Source organism: Alkalimonas cellulosilytica, assembly GCF_036325985.1.
Taxonomy (GTDB): Bacteria; Pseudomonadota; Gammaproteobacteria; order Enterobacterales; family Alteromonadaceae; genus Alkalimonas; species Alkalimonas cellulosilytica.
This window is the reverse complement of sequence record NZ_JAUHLI010000028.1, coordinates 1-19,357: the sequence shown is the minus strand read 5'-3', so window position 1 is coordinate 19,357 and position 19,357 is coordinate 1. Positions and strand designations below refer to the sequence as shown.

The following is a 19,357-nucleotide window of genomic DNA, read 5'->3' as shown; positions in this document are numbered from 1 at the left end:
TATTCTACTGCGTCAGGGTTTTAAGTCAAGCACCAAATCAACAAGTTTTCCAGTTCACTTTACTTAAAATTTGTCGTACATCAAAGAAGGGCTTCAAACCGCCTCCGCGCTGTCGACTGGGCGGCATTATAGAGACTTGCAACAGCAAGGCAAGCGAAAAAAGCAAAGCACAAACCGTTTGCACAAAAATCCGGCAGACAGACTGATAAACTGACAAAAATGGCAGCAAAAAAACTTAGCCCGGCTCTGCAGAGCCAAACAAAGGCACCTTTAAAGTATTATCAACTTTATCGGGGGTACCTACCATTTCATCATAAGCGGATTGATGACTGAGGTAGGCATTACGAATAGTCGCCTCACCAAAAGCAGCTTTAACCTGATCCATGCTGTGAAATTTTTTAGGCCGTCCGGTTTCATCATCGATGATAAAAGCTTTACGGTTGTCAAAATCAACTTCAGCTAAATAAAGCCCCATCTCAAAAGAATGGATGACGAGTTCATCAATATGGACATCCTGACGATTTAAATGCTCAATTCTGTGATAGTTCATAGCAGCCTCCTGCGTTATGTCCAAGCTGTATACGAGCTTAGTCTAAATTTCGATCCCTTTCCCGCGCTGTCAACCATATTGGGACATCCTTTACTTTACCGATGTAAGCGCGCACTATGATGAAAAAGTTGACAATGTACTGTAAGTCGAGCTGTTGATGGATCCATCCTTTTTCCGTTGCAAACAAGTCATGATAGTTGAAGACTGTGCTCCAGTTCGAGCTACAATTAAGAGCATGCTTCAAACCATGGGCTTTGAAGCCATTCACCTGGCACGAAACTCTACCGAAGCATTAAAGAAGTGCTATGAGATCCCATTCGATTTTATCCTCTGCGATTTTAACCTGGGCGACTGCAAAGATGGCTATCAACTCTTTGAGGCATTAAAACAGCAAGAGCTCATTAGTCCGTTGTGCTGTTTTATGATCATCAGTGCCGAGAGCCAGCGCAAAATTGTCCATGGTATGATTGAACTGCAACCAGACGATTACCTGTTAAAGCCATTTAGCTACCCGGTGCTGGAAGAACGTATTGTGCGCATGGTTAAAACCAAGATTGCACTGCGTAAAATTTATCTGGCCATTGCTGAGCAGGATTACGCGCTTGCGATTGCCGAATGCGACAAAGCATTGCAGGCGAAACCTGAGCTCAACCAGACAACCTACCGTTTAAAAGGTGAGTTGCTGCTGCAAACGAAAGCCTATAAAAAGGCTGAAAACTACTACCGGACGCTCAAAGAAAATAAGAACTACCCTTGGGCCAGGCTGGGTTACGCCATTGCAGGCTTCCGGCAGGAACGTTGGGAGGACAGTGAACTGGAGTTGGTTGATTTAACCCAGTTTGATGAAACCAAGGTAGAAACTCTGGACTGGCTGTCACGCCTGCTGGTCAAACAAAACCGCTTTCAGCGGGCATGCGATACCTTGACAGAGGCCGCTTTATTGTCGCCAAAGAACATTACCCGCCAGCAAACCTTGAGTAATTTAACCAGTATCATCGGAGATAAAGAGGCTGCAGCGCGTATCCATAGCAAATTGGTGGCTGCTGCACGCCACTCTATTCATGACACCGCGGATAATTACCTTAATCAAGCCCGGGCTTTAATTGATCTCGCACAAACAAAATCGGTCATGGAACGAGCCGTTCAATTGCAACATGCCAGCCAATTAGTCACAGGACTGAGCAAGCGATTTAATGAGGCTCTGGTGCAACAGGAGGTCCAGTTGGTTCGAGGCCGAATCCTGGCAGCCAAAGGACAATTGGCCGAAGCAAAGGAACTCATCCATGGCATTACTGGTTTGAAAAGTAAAAAGCTCACCATAGACAGCTGCATGGATGCCGCCAAAGCCTATTTCGAAATTGGTGATTTGTATGAAAGCGAGTATTACATTGAAGAAATGCGCCGCCACCTGGCCAAAGATGACTTCCTAACCGAAACCCAGCAGCTCATGCTGAAGATGGAACAAAACCGGCACCAGGAACTGAAAGATAAAATAAAAACCATCAACCTGGAAGCCTCAGAAGCATATCAACATGGACACTATGGCCGGGCCAGTGAACTATTCCACGAGGCTTTTCAGTTTATGCCCAGCAATCCGGTAATTGCGCTAAATATGCTGCAGGCCATGAGCAAAGGGACCGGTTTGACAGCAGAAACCATGAAGCCCGCCAGGCAAGCCATAGCTTTGATTGAACAAAGTGAGTTAAGCATTACCAACCAGGAGCGTTACAAAAAATACTACCGCACACTCATCAGCAAACACCCTGAGTTGGCAACCAAAACACGCGCACAGCCGATGGCTGGTTAATCAGCTGCCTTTGTTGCCTGCCAGGATACCACCTGCCAACCGGTGCCGTTGCGTACCAGGGTACCGCTGTTGTAAAAACGCAACGACTCTGCATCGCTGTTACCGAGCAAAGTAAAGTTCAGCACAGCAACCTCACCATAAATGCGGATCTGGATATCCTCTGCCGAATAGTGCATGCGAATATCGGCCTCCGCAACAGGTCCCCCGCGGCGTACACCTTGCATCAAGGTCGCTTTACCAAAGCGAGCGCCAGCCGAGCTGGTATACACCAGATCGTCTGCCCAAAAACGCTGGTGCATGGCCTCATCGTTGCGGCTGGCTCCCGCCAAAAACTGATGCAATAAAGCGGTAATGTCCGCTTGGTTGCTGTTTGCTGATGCTGCAGGAGCAAGCAGCACTATTACCAGCAAGCTAAGACTAGATAGGAAATGTTTCATCGGAGTTCCTCGCATAAAAAAAGCGAGCCGAAGCTCGCTTTGTGATGGATTACATGCTGATGCCGCCATCAATCTCAATCACCCGACCGGTGAAGAAATCATTTTCAAAAATGTACTTGGCGGTATGGGCAATTTCGCTGGCTTCGCCAAGGCGACCGACCGGTTTCATTTTTTCCAAGCGATCGCGTGCTTCAGGTTTCATCGCATCGGTCATGGCGGTGCGAATGACACCCGGTGCGATGGCGCCAACCCGAATGCCGTAACGGCCGAGCTCTCGCGCCCAGGTAACCGTCATGGCAACCACGCCAGCCTTGGAGGCCGCGTAATTGGTTTGACCCATATTGCCGCCACGGGCCACGCTCGACATATTGATGATCACGCCTTTAGTACCACGCTGCACCATAATAGCAGCCGCTTCACGGCCACAGAGGAAAACGCCGGTCAGGTTGACATCGATCACCGACTGAAATTGCTGCAGAGGCATCTTGCTGACCAGTTCTCCATCTTTGTATTTCAGCAACAAGCCATCGCGTAAAATGCCGGCATTGTTAATCAAGCCATCCAACCCATCAAAGTCACTGTCAATAGCCGCAAAAGTAGCTTCAACTTCCGCTTCGTTGGCGACATTGGCCTGATAGGTTCTGACTTCGGCGCTAGCCGACAATTCCGCTTTGGCGGCTGCCAACTGCTCGGTATTCATATCAATCAGGGCCAGCCGGGCTCCTTCGGCAGCGCACATCCGTGCCATTTCCAGCCCTAATCCCTGAGCACCGCCGGTAATGGCGATGATTTTGTTGTTCAGATTCATGCTTTTTTCTCAAACAGTTTAAAGATACTGGAAAAATCAAGTTTGCCATGGCCAGCACGTTGATGGGCAACATACAGATTGCGCGCCAAAGCGCCCATCGGCGTGCTGCTTTGGCTTTGGGTCGCCGCTTCCAGCGCCAGCCCAAGATCTTTGGCCATCAAATCCACCATAAAACCGCCTTGGTAATTGTTGGAGGAAGGCACATTCTCCATCACATCCGGGCAGGGGTTGTAGAGTTCCAGCGTCCAGTTACGGCCGGAGCTTTTGAGCATAATCTCCGACAACACCTTTGGATCCAGCCCATTGTCGATGCCCATTTGCAGCGACTCGGAGGTACCCACCATCAAAATACTCAGCAGCATGTTGTTGCAGATTTTCGCCACCTGACCGGCACCAATGGCACCGGCGTGAAAGATATTTTTCCCCATGCCCTGCAACACCGGCAGCGCTTTTTGGTAATCGGCTTCGCTGCCACCAACAATAAAGGTCAAAGTACCGGCTTTAGCACCACCCACGCCACCGGAGACCGGGGCATCAATAAAGGCAATGCCCTGCTCAGCCAAGCCTGCGCCAAGCTTACGGGCACTGTCGGCATCGATGGTGGAGCAATCGATCACCAGCGCATCTTGTTTGATCTGCGCAGCTATGCCCTGCTCGCCCAGATACAAACCAAGCACATGCTTGCCAGCCGGTAGCATGGAAATGACAAAGTCTGCACCGGCAGCGGCATCGGCCGCAGAGGCAGCGACTTCGGCGCCTGCTGCTTTCACAGTTGCCAGAGCTTCCAGCGATAAATCAAAGGCTTTGACCTGATGGCCTGCTTTGACCAGGTTGATGGCCATAGGACCACCCATATTGCCAAGACCAATAAATGCAATCGTTGCCATGGTAAACTCCTTACAAGCCTAACATCCGCAGCGGATGCTGGCTGGCAGTCCACGGCGATGTGAAAAAGGTATCGATCAGTTCTTTCGGAACCGACTCAACATTCGGGTATTGCCAGTTCGGCTGACGATCTTTGTCAATCAGCAGCGCACGAACCCCTTCCGCAAATTCACCCATACGACCACACTGCACACTGATGCCAAGTTCCAGCCGGAAGCTGTCGGCCAAAATCATGCTCTGCCCCAACTGCAATTGCCGGAACACAATATGAGCGGTGATAGGGCTGCCATAGCTGAGTGCCTCTTTGGCTTTTTGCAGCCAGCTGTCATCGCCAGGCATGGCATCAATGGCAGCAATCACGGCAGGCAGGTTATCCAGCTCAGCCAATTTGGCAATCTCAGCCTGATGCGGTCGGATCTGACTAAGTGGTAGCTGCGTGCGGCTGTGCTCTTCAAAATCACGCAGCGCATCAGCGAGTTTCTGGTGATTGAGCGCTACGGTATCGCCCCATTTCACCGTTAGCAGTTTATCCAGTACCGCCGCTTTTTTATCATGCAAAATAAAGTGATCGGCCAAGCCCACCAAGCGTGCATCGGCCGCATTGATGGAAGCGCCGGTTAAACCCAGGAACAAGCCGCAGCCGGTTGGCATCCGGTTTAAAAACCAGCTGGCACCGACATCCGGATAAAGACCAATGGCCAGTTCCGGCATAGCAATACGGCTGCTGGCCGTGACCACCCGATGCGAAGCACCTGCCATCAAGCCAAGACCACCGCCCATCACAATGCCATTGCCCCACACCAGCACCGGTTTTTCAAAAGTGTGGATCAGATAATCGAGGCTGTACTCTTTGGTGAAAAACTCTTCGACGTAGGGGGCATAGCTGTCCGGGTGGTCTTTCATCGCCTGGTAGAGATCGCGAATATCACCACCGGCGCAAAACGCTTTGTCGCCGCTGCCTTGCAGCACCACCATGGCGATGCCAGCATCGTCTTTCCATTGCTGCATCTGTGGCAGTAAAGACTCAATCATCGGCAGGCTCAGAGCATTCAGTGACTTTTCTGAATTCAGCGTTGCCAGGCCTATCCGTTTGCCATGCTCTGTGGTCAGTTCCTGATACTGCACAATTGAATGCTCGTTGCTCATTATCCATTTACCCATCTTGGTTGACGTTTTTGCAGAAATGCCTGCACGCCCTCAACTTGATCTTTGGTATCAAACAAGGCGACAAACAATTCCCGCTCCAGTGGTAAGGCTCCTTGCATGGTGCCACTTCGCCCTTGTTGGATCAAATGCTTGCAGGCGGTGATTGCCGATGGACTTTGTTCGCCTACCTTTTCTGCCAGCGCCAGCGCGGCGTCCAGCGCCTGACCGGTCGGGACCACCTCTTCCACCAACCCAATGCGCATAGCAGTATCGGCTTTCAGCCGCTCGCCACAAAGGATCATGCGTTTGGCCCAGCCCTCCCCCACCAACCAGGCCAGGTTCTGGGTACCACCGGCACAAGGCAAAAGCCCGACTTTGGCTTCCGGCAAGGCCATTTGCGCCTGCTGTTCGGCAATACGGATATCACAGGCCAGCGCCACTTCCAGGCCGCCACCCATGGCATAGCCATTGATAGCGGCAATACTGACACCACGGAACCGGCTTAAGGTTTCAAAGGCATCGCCAAACACCCTCGCCATATCGGAGGCGACGGCTTTGTCACCATCGGCAAACAACTTCAGATCGGCACCGGCGGAGAAAAATTTGTCACCTTCGCCGGTGATCACCAGCGCATAAATGCTTTTATCCTGCTCAAGCTCCAGCACCAGTTGCTTTAACTGCTGCAGGCTGGCTTTGGTCCAGGTGTTGGCTGGTGGATTTGACATGGTAATCAGCGCGGTGTGACCGCGCTTTTCCAGCGTTAATGCTGCCATCACAGACTCCTTGGGTGTAAAACGTACTTAGAGGATATCGCCCGCGGCTTCATCCAGCAGACGGCGGCTTATGATCAGCCGCATAATCTCATTGGTGCCTTCCAAAATCTGATGCACCCGGACATCACGGAAGTGCCGCTCCAGCGGGTACTCCTTGATGTAACCATAACCGCCGTGCAACTGCAGGGCCTGATCGCAGACCTGGAAGCCAACATCGGTGGCAAAGCGCTTGGCCATGGCACAGTATGCGGTGGCCTCGCTATCGCCCTGATCCAGTTTAAAGGCTGCCATCCGCACCAGTTGACGCGCAGCCACCAGCTCAGTCGCCATATCGGCCAGTTTGAATTGCAGCGCCTGAAATGCTGCCAACGGCTTACCAAACTGCTGGCGTTCCAGCATGTAGTTGCGCGCCGTATTCAAGGCTTGCTGCGCAGTACCAATGGAGCAGGTGGCAATATTAATGCGGCCACCATCCAGCCCTTTCATTGCAAATAAAAAACCCTGGCCTTCCTCACCCAGCAGATAATGCGATGGAATACGCACATCTTCAAAGGTAATCAAACGGGTTGGCTGGGCGTTCCAGCCCATCTTTTCTTCGGCTTTGCCGTAAATCACGCCTTTGGCATCGGCCGGTACAATAAAAGCAGAAATACCCTTAGGACCCGCTTCACCGGTGCGCGCCATCACCACCAACACTTCCGTGCTGCCGGCGCCGGAGATAAACATTTTCGAGCCGTTTAACACGTACTCAGCGCCGTCTTTTTTCGCCGTGGTGCGAAGCGCTGCCGCATCCGAGCCTGAGCCTGGCTCGGTCAGACAGTAAGACGCCAGCTTCTGGCCGGTGACCAGATGCTCAACCCACTCGGCCTTGGCATCGGCGCTGCCCCAGCTGGCAATCATCCAGGTCGCCATATTGTGAATGGTCAGCATGGCCGTGGTAGCGGTACAGCCCATCGACAGCTGCTCGAAAATAATGGACGAGTCCAGCCGAGACAGTCCCATGCCACCATCATCTTCCGGGGTATAAAGGGAGCAAAAACCCAGCTCACCGGCTTTTTGAATCACGTCTTTTGGGAAATGATGATCACGGTCCCACTGAGCCGCGTTTGGTGCCAACTCTTGCTCAGCAAACTGCTTTGCCACATCAACAAAAGCTTGTTGGTCTTCGGTTAAATTAAAATTCATCTACTTGGACCTCACTGCTGAGTCTGATTTAACGTAAATTAATCGACATATTCGGGCCGGACACCTGAATATCATCATCAAACCAGCGCGCGGTAATAGTTTTGGTCTCGGTATAGAAACGCACCGCTTGCTTACCGTAGGCATGCTGATCGCCGTAGAACGAACCTTTCCAGCCGGTGAAGGAGAAAAATGGCAGTGGCACCGGAATTGGAATATTAATCCCCACCTGACCGACTTCAACCTGATGTTGGTACTTACGAGCGGCAGCTCCACTGGCGGTAAAGATAGACGTGCCATTGCCGTAAGGGCTGTCATTCACGACTTTTAGCGCTTCATCCAGAGAGTCGACGCTCATAGTAGTGAGCACCGGACCAAAGATTTCCTGTTTGTAGATCTCCATCTCGGTAGTGACATTGCTAAACACAGTCGGGCCAACCCAGTTGCCATTAGGAAATCCTTCAACGCTGCAATCAGAGCCATCCAGCAGGCAGGTAGCACCTTCGTTTTTGCCTTGTTCAATCAGCGACAAAATACGGGCTTTGGCTTGCGGGCTGATTTGCGGGCCATAGGCCGCATTCGGATCGGTGTAAACACCTGGCCGTACTTTGCCAATGGCAGCGGCCACTTCCGGGATCCAGTCCTGGGCTGCGCCAACAAAGACGGCAACCGAAATCGCCATGCAGCGCTGGCCAGCAGCACCAACAGACGCCCCCACCAGGGCATTGATCACCTGCTGCTTGTTGGCATCTGGCATAATGACCATATGGTTTTTGGCACCAGCAAAGGCCTGCACCCGCTTCAGGTTGTCGGTGCCGGTTTTGTAGATGTACTGGCCGACATTAACCGAACCCACAAAGGAAATGGCCTTGATATCCGGATGATGCAAGATGGTGTCGACTTGCTCTTTGGCACCATGCACCACCTGCAGTACCCCTTTCGGTGCACCGGCTTCGGCGAAGAGTTCCGCAATGCGATTCACGGTCATCGGATCCTGCTCCGATGGCTTCAGTACAAAGGTATTGCCGCAGGCAATTGCCATCGGGAACATCCACAGTGGGATCATCGCCGGGAAGTTAAAGGGTGTAATACCAGCACAGACACCCAATGGCTGAATGTAGCTGTAGGTATCAATACTGCGCGCTACGTTTTCGACCGTTTCACCCATCATCAGCGATGGGATATTCGCGGCCTGCTCCACCACCTCGATACCACGCCAGACATCGCCTTTAGCATCTTCGATGGTTTTACCCAGTTCCTGACAAATGATCTCAGCAATTTCCGTCTGGTGCTCTTTTAACAGGTTGCCAAAACGCATCATTAAACGCGCCCGCTCGGATACCGGCACTTCTTTCCAGCTTTTAAAGGCTTCTTTGGCCGACTCAATCGCACGGCTCATTTCATCTGCAGTGGCACAAGGAGCTTGTGCAATCACTTCCTGCGTCGCAGGGTTGGTCACCGGGATCCATTGCTCGGTTGTCGAGTCAATAAAGGCGCCGTCAATAAATAGTTGGACTTGCTTGGTCATACAATGCTTCTCCCACGAGTTCGAATATCAGCCGCCAAGCTTGTAATTAGTATGCTTGCCCGGCGGACTACTCATTTAAATCGGATGATCCGTTACACCAGCTCCACAGCCAGTGCCACCGCTTCACCACCGCCGATGCACAACGAAGTGACACCGGTTTTCAGATTGCGTTTACGCAGCGCATGGATCAGAGTCACCAACAAACGTGCGCCAGAAGCGCCGATGGGGTGGCCCAGTGCACAGGCACCGCCGTTGACATTGACTTTGGCATGATCCAAGCCAAGCTCCTGAATCGCGAGCATGGTGACCATGGCAAAGGCTTCATTAATTTCCCACAAATCGACTTGTTCTTTGTCCCAACCCGCTTTGGCCAGTACTTTTTGCATGGCGCCAACCGGTGCTACGGTGAACAGTGCCGGCTCCATCGAATGGGTCGCATGCGCCACCACCTTGGCCAGTGGCGTCAGCCCTTTGGCTTTGGCATCGGATGCGCGCATCAGTACCAGGGCAGCAGCACCATCAGAAATGGAGCTGGAGTTGGCAGCTGTGATGGTGCCGTCTTTGGCAAAAGCAGGCCGCAGACCTGGAATTTTGTCGATTTTGGCGTTGCCAGGCTGCTCGTCGATGGCAAAGGTGACTTCCCCTTTTCGGGTGCTGTAGCTGACAGGGGCGATTTCATCGGCAAAAGCACCGCTTTCAATGGCATTTTGCGCCCGGGTCAGGGAGTCGACAGCAAACTGATCCATCGCTTCGCGGCCAATGCCGTACTCGTTGGCAGTGTCCTGGGCAAAACAGCCCATGGCTTTGCCGTCGTAAGCATTTTCCAGACCATCCAGCATCATGTGATCTTTGATTTCACCATGGCCCATGCGAAAACCAGCGCGGGCTTTGGCCAGCAAATAAGGCGCATTGGACATCGACTCCATACCGCCTGCCACGACCACATCGGCCGAGCCGGCTTTGAGCAGGTCGTGCGCCAGCATGACGGTTTTTAAACCCGAGCCACATACTTTGTTCAGGGTGGTCGCACCCGCTGACAACGGCAAGCCGGCTTTTAAGCTGGCCTGACGGGCCGGTGCCTGGCCAAGACCGGCCGGCAACACATTGCCCATAATAACTTCGCTGACAGCATCACCGCCAATACCGGCTTCGGCCATCGCCGCTTTGATCGCAACGGCGCCCAGGTCAGTGGCGCTGACACTCGACAAACCGCCCATAAAACCACCCATCGCAGTGCGCTTGGCTGCGACAATCACAATTGCATCCTGTTCGGCCATCAGATTCTCTCCGTCATTGCTTCGTCAATTAAAAAGTCTGCGCCAGAGACTACACCATATTGACGTTTACGCCAACGTCAACCTTATACCACTATGGTGCAGTTTTGTCGTTTTTGTTCAGCAAAATGCAGTGGTCAGCGCTCTGTGTTTGGCATCTTTGCTTTACAGCGGTTTGGAAAACACCAGCTCAGACCAGTGCACGACACCGGCCCCAGCTTTACCTTTACGTAAACTTCACTTATAGTTGTCGGCAGATTTCAGGAAGACCACCATGACGCAAAAAACCGAAACAACTTACTCAATCAGTGAGTTAGCCAAAGAGTTTGATATCACCACCCGCAGTATCCGCTTTTATGAGGATCAAGGTCTGCTGACGCCGATGCGCAATGGCCAGACCCGGATCTACAGCAAACGGGATCGGGTGCGCCTGAAACTGATCCTGCGCGGAAAACGGCTGGGCTTTAGCCTGGCGGAAACCGGCAAACTGTTCGAGCTGTACGATGCCGATAAAAGCAGCGTCACCCAGCTCAATACCATGCTGGCCTTGATCGAGCAAAAGAAAGCCGAACTGCACCAGCAAATGGACGACATTAAAGTGGTGCTGATGGAGCTGGTTACGGTAGAAAAACGCTGCCGCGAAACCCTTAGTCAGGCCAAACACAGCGGCAACAAAGCCGCCAATGCAGTCCTTGAATCAGAAACCCTTGAATCAGCAACCTTTGAATCAACAGTGGAACAGCACCATGATCACGACTTATAAAACTCTGAATTTTGACCTTGGCGAAACCGTCGACATGATCCGTGAGCAGGTCAATGCCTTTGCCCGCGAAGAAATTGCCCCACGTGCCGAGCAAATTGATCACGACAATGCGTTCCCGAACGAGTTATGGCGCAAGTTTGGTGATCTGGGCCTGCTCGGCATTACCGTTGATGAACAGTACGGCGGCTCTGGACTTGGCTACCTGGAGCATGTGGTGGCGATGGAAGAGATCAGCCGGGCTTCTGCCTCGGTGGCTCTGTCTTATGGCGCCCACTCCAACCTGTGCGTGAATCAGATTTTCCGCAACGGCAATGAAGCACAAAAGCAAAAGTACCTGCCTAAACTATGCAGCGGTGAGCACATTGGCGCTTTGGCGATGAGCGAGCCCAATGCCGGCTCCGATGTGGTTAGCATGAAACTGCGCGCCGACAAGCAAGGCGATCGTTACATCTTAAACGGCAACAAGATGTGGATCACCAATGGCCCGGATGCGCACACCTACGTGATTTACGCCAAAACCGATGTCAATGCCGGCTCCAAAGGCATCACTGCCTTTATTGTTGAGCGTGGCTTTAAAGGCTTTAGCCAAGCGCAGAAACTGGACAAGCTCGGCATGCGCGGCTCCAACACCTGTGAGCTGGTGTTTGAAGACTGCGAAGTGCCGGCAGAAAACGTGCTGGGCGAAGTCGGCCGTGGTGTGCAGGTGCTGATGAGTGGCCTGGATTACGAGCGCGTGGTGCTCTCTGCCGGCCCACTCGGCATTATGACCGCTTGCATGGACGTGGTGGTGCCTTACATCCACGATCGCAAACAATTTGGCCAGTCAATTGGTGAGTTTCAGCTGGTGCAGGGCAAACTAGCCGATATGTACACCCGAATGAATGCCGCCCGCTCTTACGTCTATACCGTGGCCAAAGCCTGTGATCGCGGTGAAACCACCCGTAAAGATGCCGCTGCGGTGATCCTGTACGCTGCCGAGCTCGCCACCCAGATGGCACTGGATGCCATTCAACTGCTGGGCGGCAATGGTTACATCAACGAGTACCCGACCGGACGTTTGCTGCGTGATGCCAAACTCTATGAAATCGGCGCCGGTACTTCGGAGATCCGCCGCATGCTGATTGGCCGTGAGCTTTTCACCGAGTCGAATTAATTTTACAGCGGGCAGTTTCCAGCAACAGGTGACAGCAGTGACAAAAATTCTGAGTAAAGTAAACCCGCGCAGCGAAGAATTCATGCGCAACCAGGCTGCGATGCAGCAGCTGGTAGAGGACGTAAACGCCAAGGTGCAGCAAATCAAGCTCGGCGGCGGTGAAGCCCTGATCGCCCGTCATACGGCGCGTGGCAAGCTGTTTGTCCGCGACAGGATCCAAAAGCTGCTGGATCCGGGCTCGCCCTTTCTGGAAGTCGGTCAGTTCGCCGGCTGGGACTGTTACGAAGACTACGTACCCTGTGCCGGTGTGGTTGCCGGTATTGGCCGGGTTAGCGGCGTCGAGTGCATGGTGGTCGCCAACGATGCTACTGTGAAAGGCGGTACCTACTACCCACTGACGGTGAAAAAGCACCTGCGGGCGCAGGAAATTGCCGAACGCTGCAACCTGCCCTGCATCTACCTGGTGGATTCAGGCGGTGCCAACCTGCCCCGTCAGGACGAAGTTTTCCCGGACAAACTGCATTTTGGGCGTATTTTCTTCAATCAGGCGCGGATGTCGGCCAAAGGCATTCCGCAAATTGCCGTGGTGATGGGACTCTGTACTGCCGGTGGCGCTTATGTGCCGGCCATGGCCGATGAGAGCATCATCGTCAAAGAACAAGGCACCATCTTTTTGGCCGGCCCGCCGCTGGTCAAAGCCGCTACCGGCGAGGAAGTCAGCGCCGAGGAGCTGGGCGGAGCCGATGTGCACTGCAAAATCTCCGGTGTGGCCGATCACTATGCGGTCAATGATGAGCATGCATTGCAACTGGCCCGTAATGCGGTCTCGCGCTTAAACCGCAGCAAGCCACAGCAGCTGGATGTGCGCGAGCCGGAAGAGCCGCTCTATGATGCCAAAGAAATTTACGGCATTGTCGGCACCGATCTGAAAAAGCCGTTTGATGTGAAAGAAGTCATCGCCCGCCTGGTTGACGGCTCGGATTTCGATGAGTTTAAACAGTATTACGGCAGTACCCTGGTCTGTGGCTTTGCGCGCATCTTCGGCTATCCGGTGGGCATTGTCGCCAATAACGGGATTTTATTCTCTGAATCGGCGCAAAAAGGTGCTCACTTTATCGAGCTGTGCGGTCAGCGCAAAATTCCATTGCTATTTTTGCAAAACATCACCGGCTTTATGGTCGGTAAAAAATACGAAGCCGAAGGCATTGCCAAGCATGGCGCCAAAATGGTGATGGCAGTGTCCTGCGTCGAAGTGCCTAAATTCACCGTGCTGATTGGCGGCAGCTATGGCGCCGGCAACTACGGCATGTGCGGCCGGGCTTATGATCCCACCATGATGTGGATGTGGCCCAATGCCCGCATTTCAGTGATGGGCGGCGAGCAGGCCGCCGGCGTGATGGCGCAGGTCACCAAAGATGGCCTGGCCCGTAAAGGCGAAACCTTATCGGCTGAGGCCGAGCAGGCACTGAAAAAGCCCATCGTCGCGCAGTACGAACAGCAGGGCCACCCTTACTACGCCAGCGCCCGTTTATGGGATGACGGCGTAATCGATCCGGCCCAAACCCGGATGACGGTTGGCCTGGCCCTGGCTGCTGCCTTAAATGCCCCTATTGCCGACACCCGCTTTGGCGTGTTCCGGATGTAATGCTGGAGATTACCTGTAATGGCTGAATCCTACCTGGAGCTGTCTGTATCCCCTCAGGGCGTCGCCAGTCTGACGCTGAACCGCCCCGAGGTGCACAACGCCTTTGACGATGTGATGATTGAGCAAATCATCGACGCCTTGCAGCAACTGGCAGAGAACTCTGCTGTGCGGCTGTTGCTGCTAAAAGCCAATGGCAAAAACTTTTCTGCCGGCGCCGATTTGAACTGGATGCGTTCAATGGCTGCCAAAGATTACCAGCAAAACCTGGACGATGCCGGCCGGCTGGCCGAGTTGATGCGTAGCCTGGATCGCTTTCCAAAACCAACCATCGCCCTGGTGCAGGGCGCAGCTTTTGGCGGTGCTCTGGGGCTGGTGGCTTGCTGCGACATCGCCCTGGCGGAGCCCAAAGCCAGCTTTTGCTTAAGCGAAGTGAAAATTGGCCTGATCCCGGCCGTAATCAGCCCTTATGTAATGCGGGCCATTGGCGAGCGGGCCAGCCGGCGTTATTTTTTAACCGCCGAGCGCTTCTTTGCCGAGGAAGCCTTGCGACTGGGACTGGTGCATCAGCTGGTCCCTGAAGGCGGTTTAGCCGAAGCGGCTGAAAAACTCTGCCTGCAGCTGCTGCAAAACAGCCCGGCCGCCGTGACTGCGGCCAAGCAGCTGATTGCCGATGTCGACCAGCAGCCCATCAATGCCGCCCTGATTGCACACACCAGCGAAGCCATCGCCCGTATCCGGGTGTCGGCCGAAGGTCAGGAAGGTCTGACTGCATTTCTTACCAAGCGCAGCCCCGCCTGGCTGCCCAAGGATTAACCCATGTTTCGTAAAATCCTGATTGCCAATCGCGGCGAAATCGCCTGCCGTATTATCGAAACCGCGCACAAGCTGGGGATCCGCTGTGTGGCGGTTTACTCGGAAGCCGATGCCAATGCCCGCCATGTCAACATGGCAGACGAAGCCTTCTTACTGGGGCCGGCACCCAGTAAAGACTCTTACTTAAAAGCCGATAAAATTCTGCAAATCGCCAAAGCGGCAGGTGCCGAAGCCATCCACCCGGGTTATGGCTTTTTATCGGAAAATGCTGATTTTGCCAAAGCCTGTGACGCTGCCGGTGTGGTCTTTATCGGCCCGCCGGTCGGTGCCATTGAAGCCATGGGCTCAAAAAGTGCCGCCAAAGACATTATGGCCAAAGCCGGGGTGCCGCTGGTACCCGGCTATCATGGCGATGAGCAGGCACCGGATTTCCTAGCCAAAGAAGCGGAAAAAATTGGTTACCCCTTGCTGCTCAAAGCGGCTTATGGCGGCGGCGGCAAAGGCATGCGGGTGGTGTGGCAGCAAAGTGAATTTGCCGATGCATTGGCCGGTGCCAAACGCGAAGCCATGGCAGGTTTTGGCAACGACAAAATGCTGATGGAGCGCTACCTGACCAAGCCGCGCCATGTTGAGATCCAGGTGTTTGCCGACAACCATGGCCATGCCGTTTATCTGGCCGAGCGCGATTGCTCGATCCAGCGCCGTCATCAAAAAGTGATTGAAGAAGCTCCTGCGCCAGGCTTTACTGAAGCCCAGCGTCAGTCAATGGGAGAAGCTGCCGTTAAAGCCGCTCAGGCTATTGATTACCGCGGTGCCGGTACCGTTGAATTTTTGTTCGATGAAGACGGCTCTTTCTATTTTATGGAAATGAATACCCGTTTGCAGGTCGAGCATCCGGTTACCGAGATGATCACCGGCCAGGATCTGGTGAAATGGCAATTGCTGGTTGCCAGCGGCCAGCCATTGCCGTTGGCGCAGCACGAAGTCAGCTTGCATGGCCATGCCATCGAGGTGCGGGTCTATGCTGAAGATCCGGACAACGATTTCCTGCCTGCGACCGGCAAACTGACCTATTTGCGCCAGCCGGAAGCCAGCCGCTATGTGCGGGTCGACAGCGGCGTGGTCGAGAACGATGAAATCAGCCCCTACTACGATCCGATGATCGCCAAGCTGATTGTCTGGGATGAAGATCGTGACCGTGCCATCAGCCGTATGCTGCGGGCGCTGGATGATTACCGCATCGCCGGGGTCACCACCAATCTGAGCTTCCTGACCAGTCTGGTTGAGCATCCGTCTTTTGTCGCGGCCGAGCTTGACACCAACTTTATTGAGCATCATCAAGCATCGCTGTTCGCACCAGCCACCAAAGAAAACAACCAAGCGCTGGTGCTGGCAGCTTTGTACATTCTGGAAACGCAAAAGCAACCGCAAAGCTGCAGCGATGCCTTCAGCCCCTGGCAGTTTAGCCATGGCTGGCGTCTGAACGAACAGCCGATGCAACTGCTGAACCTGCAGCATCAGGAACACAGCCACCAATTGCAGCTGCAGCAATTGCAGGATGCGGTGCTGGTGCAGCTGGATGGCCAGCAGCTGCGCTGCCAGGCCCGTTTGCAAGGCGATGAACTGATTGCCACCTTAGGTGAGCACAAGACCCGGGTGCGGATCAGTCAGTACCAGGACACCATCAGTGTCTTTATCCGCCACCATCGCTACGATTTCAGTTATCAGACTGAACTACTGACCGAAACCGAGCTGAGCGACGACAGCGGCAGCCTGACAGCGCCGATGAACGGCACCATCGTTGCGGTACTGGTGGAAGCCGGTCAACAGGTCAAAGCCGGTCAAACCCTGGTGGTGATGGAAGCGATGAAAATGGAGTACAGCATCAAGGCCCCTACCGATGCCACCGTCAAAGCCGTGTTCTATCAGGCCGGTGAATTGGTGCAGGATGGTGCTGAGCTGGTCGAGCTGGAAACGGAGGACGCCTGATGCTGCCAACCAAAGTTCGCCTGGTCGAAGTCGGGCCCCGTGACGGTCTACAAAATGAAGTCGCGGTGTCGCTTGGAGCTAAAATCCAGTTGGTCAATCAGCTGAGCGCTACCGGGCTCGATACCATCGAAACCGGCGCTTTTGTGTCCCCCAAGTGGGTGCCGCAAATGGCCGACTCGGCCGAGGTTTTTGCTGGCATCGAGCGCAAGGCCGGAATTTGCTACGCTGCCCTGACCCCCAACTTAAAAGGCTACCAAGCCGCCAAAGCCGCCGGTGCCGATGAAGTGGCCATTTTTGGTGCCGCCTCCGAAGCCTTCAGCCAGAAAAACATCAACTGCAGCATCGACGAAAGCCTGGAGCGCTTTGCGCCGGTACTGGCCGCCGCCAAAGCCGATGGCATCCGGGTGCGTGGTTATGTCTCCTGCGTGGTGGGCTGTCCTTATCAGGGCGATGTGGCCCCGGCCGAAGTGGCCCGGGTCGCCAAAGCCTTGCTGGAGATGGGCTGCTACGAGATTTCACTCGGCGATACCATCGGCGTCGGCACGCCCAAAACCGTTGCTGCGATGCTGGATGCAGTGCTGGCGGTGGTGCCACTAGAGCAAGTGGCGGTGCATTTTCATGATACCTACGGCCAGGCGTTAACCAATATTTACACCGCGCTGCTGCGCGGTGTTGCGGTGATCGACAGTGCCGTGGCTGGCCTGGGCGGCTGCCCTTATGCCGCCGGGGCGTCCGGCAATGTTGCCAGCGAAGATGTGGTTTATTTGCTAGATGGCCTTGGCATTGAGCACGGCGTGGATTTAAATGCGCTGGCACAAGCAGGCTGGGCGATTTGCGCCGAGCTCGGCAAGCCGGTTAGTTCTAAAGTAGGATTGGCTTTGCAGGCGAAGTGCCTTAAAAATTAAGCTGAATTCAGGCTCTTCGGAGCATGCAGAGGTTGCGTATCTTTTGGTGTGACACGCCGTGAACCCTTCCCAGGGGGCTCTTGTCAGGCATCCTTGCCTGACAGGTTCACACCAAAAGATACATCCACCTCTGCTCATTATGAGCAGCGGACGTCAGATGTTCGAAGCAATGAGGATTACAAATGGCAGGGTTTAATAAAGTCGTAGAAAGTTACGAAGCAGCGATGGCCGGGCTGGAAGACGGCATGACGGTAATTGCCGGTGGTTTTGGCCTGTGCGGTATTCCGGAAGGCTTGATAGCCCAGATCAAAAAAATGGGTACCCGGGAGCTGACGGTGGTATCCAACAACTGTGGCGTCGATGGGTTTGGCCTGGGCATTTTGCTGGAAGATAAGCAGATCAAGAAAATGATCGCCTCCTATGTCGGTGAAAACGCTCTGTTCGAAAAGCAGCTGCTAAACGGTGAGCTGGAAGTCGAACTGACGCCGCAGGGCACGCTTGCTGAAAAAATGCGGGCTGGCGGTGCCGGTATTCCGGCCTTTTTCACCGCCACCGGTTACGGTACTCCGGTCGCCGAAGGCAAAGAGACCCGTGAAATTGATGGCCGCCATTATGTGCTGGAACCGGCTATCACTGGCGATTTTGCCATCGTCCGCGCCTGGAAAGCCGACCGGTACGGCAACCTGGTGTTCCGCCACACCGCGATGAACTTCAACCCAATGGCGGCCACCGCCGGCAAGATCACCGTGGCCGAAGTGGAAGAGATTGTCGAGCCGGGCGAGCTGGAACCCAGCCAAATTCACACCCCGGGTATTTATGTGCAGCGCGTGATCAAAGGCAACTTTGAAAAACGCATTGAACGCCGCATGGTTCGTCAAGGTTAAGGAGGCAGCAATGGCTTTATCACGTGAACAAGTCGCTATGCGAGTGGCGCAGGAACTGCAAGATGGCTTCTACGTTAACCTTGGCATCGGTATTCCTACCCTGGTCGCCAACTACGTGCCAACCGGCATCGAGGTGATGCTGCAATCGGAAAATGGCTTGCTGGGCATGGGTCCCTACCCAACCGAAGCTGAAATCGATGCCGATATGATCAATGCCGGCAAAGAAACCGTGACCGCAGCCACCGGTGCCGCTATTTTCAGCTCGGCCGAAAGCTTTGCCATGATCCGCGGCGGCCATGTCGATTTAACGGTATTGGGCGCTTTTGAAGTCGACCAGCACGGCAACATCGCCAGCTGGATGATCCCAGGCAAGCTGGTGAAAGGTATGGGCGGCGCTATGGATCTGGTGGCCGGCGCGCAAAACATCATTGTCACCATGACGCACGCCGACAAACACGGCAACAGCAAGCTGTTACCGGACTGCACCCTGCCCCTGACCGGCGTGGGCTGTGTGAAGAAAATCGTCACCGATCTGGCGGTGCTGGAAGTACGGGATGGCGCTTTCCATCTGCTGGAGCGAGCGCCAGGTATTTCGGTGGAAGAGATTCAGCAAAAAACTGGCGGCAAGCTGGTGGTAAGCGGCGATATCCCGGAAATGCAGTTTTAATCGTACTGGGCGCCAGCAGAGAGTTTTTTTCCATACTGCTAAAGACTACATCTAAACGTACACACTGCGCATAGTGGTGTGTACGTTTTTTTATGGCGCCGAGTCTAACGGTGGTTACCATTCATCATTCGGCTTTGCTATGACTGCT

18 protein-coding genes and 1 pseudogene are annotated in these 19,357 nt (G+C 53.9%); 10 read left to right on the top strand and 9 right to left on the bottom strand.

Annotated elements, in window-relative coordinates:
• The coding region (locus QWY20_RS17675) for a hypothetical protein (RefSeq protein ID WP_330130327.1) at positions 1 to 206 on the top strand (206 nt) is incomplete at its 5' end.
• A gap of 29 nt (positions 207 to 235) precedes the next feature.
• Here QWY20_RS17675 and QWY20_RS17670 read toward each other — a convergent pair.
• Positions 236 to 550 carry a DUF6482 family protein gene (locus QWY20_RS17670; protein WP_330130326.1) on the bottom strand — a complete coding sequence of 105 codons (315 nt, stop codon included), beginning with the start codon at positions 548 to 550 and terminating at the stop codon, positions 236 to 238.
• Positions 551 to 707: 157 nt separating this feature from the next.
• On the opposite strand from QWY20_RS17670, the gene QWY20_RS17665 reads away from it, so the two are divergent.
• Positions 708 to 2,357 carry a response regulator gene (locus QWY20_RS17665; protein WP_330130325.1) on the top strand — a complete coding sequence of 550 codons (1,650 nt, stop codon included), beginning with the start codon at positions 708 to 710 and terminating at the stop codon, positions 2,355 to 2,357.
• On the opposite strand, the gene QWY20_RS17660 is transcribed toward QWY20_RS17665, so the two are convergent.
• From QWY20_RS17660 to QWY20_RS17625, 8 genes are all read right to left on the bottom strand, one after another.
• Complete coding sequence (locus tag QWY20_RS17660) at positions 2,354 to 2,794, bottom strand: nuclear transport factor 2 family protein (protein WP_330130324.1); 441 nt, start codon at positions 2,792 to 2,794, stop codon at positions 2,354 to 2,356. The two genes, QWY20_RS17665 and QWY20_RS17660, sit on opposite strands and share 4 nt — an antisense overlap.
• 49 nt (positions 2,795 to 2,843) lie before the next feature.
• Entirely contained in the window at positions 2,844 to 3,602 is a 759-nt protein-coding gene (locus QWY20_RS17655; RefSeq protein WP_330130323.1) for an SDR family oxidoreductase, read from the bottom strand.
• Positions 3,599 to 4,489 (bottom strand): 3-hydroxyisobutyrate dehydrogenase, encoded by an 891-nt coding sequence (mmsB, locus tag QWY20_RS17650; RefSeq protein ID WP_330130322.1) that lies wholly within the window; start codon positions 4,487 to 4,489, stop codon positions 3,599 to 3,601. Before mmsB ends, QWY20_RS17655 begins: the two co-directional genes overlap by 4 nt.
• Positions 4,490 to 4,499: 10 nt before the next feature.
• Positions 4,500 to 5,633, bottom strand: a complete 1,134-nt coding sequence (locus tag QWY20_RS17645; protein ID WP_330130321.1) for an enoyl-CoA hydratase/isomerase family protein — start codon at positions 5,631 to 5,633, stop codon at positions 4,500 to 4,502.
• Complete coding sequence (locus QWY20_RS17640) at positions 5,633 to 6,406, bottom strand: enoyl-CoA hydratase (RefSeq protein ID WP_330130320.1); 774 nt, start codon at positions 6,404 to 6,406, stop codon at positions 5,633 to 5,635. Before QWY20_RS17640 ends, QWY20_RS17645 begins: the two co-directional genes overlap by 1 nt.
• Positions 6,407 to 6,433: 27 nt before the next feature.
• Positions 6,434 to 7,591 (bottom strand): acyl-CoA dehydrogenase family protein, encoded by a 1,158-nt coding sequence (locus QWY20_RS17635; RefSeq protein WP_330130319.1) that lies wholly within the window; start codon positions 7,589 to 7,591, stop codon positions 6,434 to 6,436.
• A 28-nt stretch (positions 7,592 to 7,619) separates the two neighbouring features.
• Positions 7,620 to 9,116 carry a CoA-acylating methylmalonate-semialdehyde dehydrogenase gene (locus QWY20_RS17630; protein ID WP_330130318.1) on the bottom strand — a complete coding sequence of 499 codons (1,497 nt, stop codon included), beginning with the start codon at positions 9,114 to 9,116 and terminating at the stop codon, positions 7,620 to 7,622.
• Positions 9,117 to 9,208: 92 nt separating this feature from the next.
• Entirely contained in the window at positions 9,209 to 10,393 is a 1,185-nt protein-coding gene (locus tag QWY20_RS17625; RefSeq protein ID WP_330130317.1) for a thiolase family protein, read from the bottom strand.
• 271 nt (positions 10,394 to 10,664) lie between these two features.
• Between QWY20_RS17625 and QWY20_RS17620 the strand changes: the two are divergent.
• The 8 genes and pseudogenes from QWY20_RS17620 to QWY20_RS17585 form a co-directional block, all read left to right on the top strand.
• Positions 10,665 to 11,045 (top strand): annotated as a pseudogene (locus tag QWY20_RS17620) (MerR family transcriptional regulator); the annotation flags it as partial.
• A gap of 91 nt (positions 11,046 to 11,136) precedes the next feature.
• Positions 11,137 to 12,306 carry an isovaleryl-CoA dehydrogenase gene (locus QWY20_RS17615; protein WP_330130316.1) on the top strand — a complete coding sequence of 390 codons (1,170 nt, stop codon included), beginning with the start codon at positions 11,137 to 11,139 and terminating at the stop codon, positions 12,304 to 12,306.
• Positions 12,307 to 12,343: 37 nt separating this feature from the next.
• On the top strand, positions 12,344 to 13,951 hold the full coding sequence (locus tag QWY20_RS17610; protein WP_330130315.1) for a carboxyl transferase domain-containing protein: 1,608 nt from the start codon (positions 12,344 to 12,346) through the stop codon (positions 13,949 to 13,951).
• 18 nt (positions 13,952 to 13,969) lie between these two features.
• Positions 13,970 to 14,764: an enoyl-CoA hydratase/isomerase family protein gene (locus QWY20_RS17605; RefSeq protein ID WP_330130314.1), complete on the top strand. Its 795-nt coding sequence runs from the start codon at positions 13,970 to 13,972 to the stop codon at positions 14,762 to 14,764.
• Between the two features lie 3 nt (positions 14,765 to 14,767).
• Positions 14,768 to 16,753: an acetyl/propionyl/methylcrotonyl-CoA carboxylase subunit alpha gene (locus QWY20_RS17600; RefSeq protein ID WP_330130313.1), complete on the top strand. Its 1,986-nt coding sequence runs from the start codon at positions 14,768 to 14,770 to the stop codon at positions 16,751 to 16,753.
• The gene (locus QWY20_RS17595) at positions 16,753 to 17,658 is read left to right on the top strand and encodes a hydroxymethylglutaryl-CoA lyase (protein WP_407935443.1); all 906 of its coding nucleotides are present in this window, start codon (positions 16,753 to 16,755) and stop codon (positions 17,656 to 17,658) included. Before QWY20_RS17600 ends, QWY20_RS17595 begins: the two co-directional genes overlap by 1 nt.
• Before the next feature lie 182 nt (positions 17,659 to 17,840).
• Positions 17,841 to 18,542 carry a CoA transferase subunit A gene (locus QWY20_RS17590; protein WP_330130312.1) on the top strand — a complete coding sequence of 234 codons (702 nt, stop codon included), beginning with the start codon at positions 17,841 to 17,843 and terminating at the stop codon, positions 18,540 to 18,542.
• 10 nt (positions 18,543 to 18,552) lie between these two features.
• Positions 18,553 to 19,209, top strand: a complete 657-nt coding sequence (locus tag QWY20_RS17585; protein WP_330130311.1) for a CoA transferase subunit B — start codon at positions 18,553 to 18,555, stop codon at positions 19,207 to 19,209.
• Positions 19,210 to 19,357: the final 148 nt, after the last annotated feature.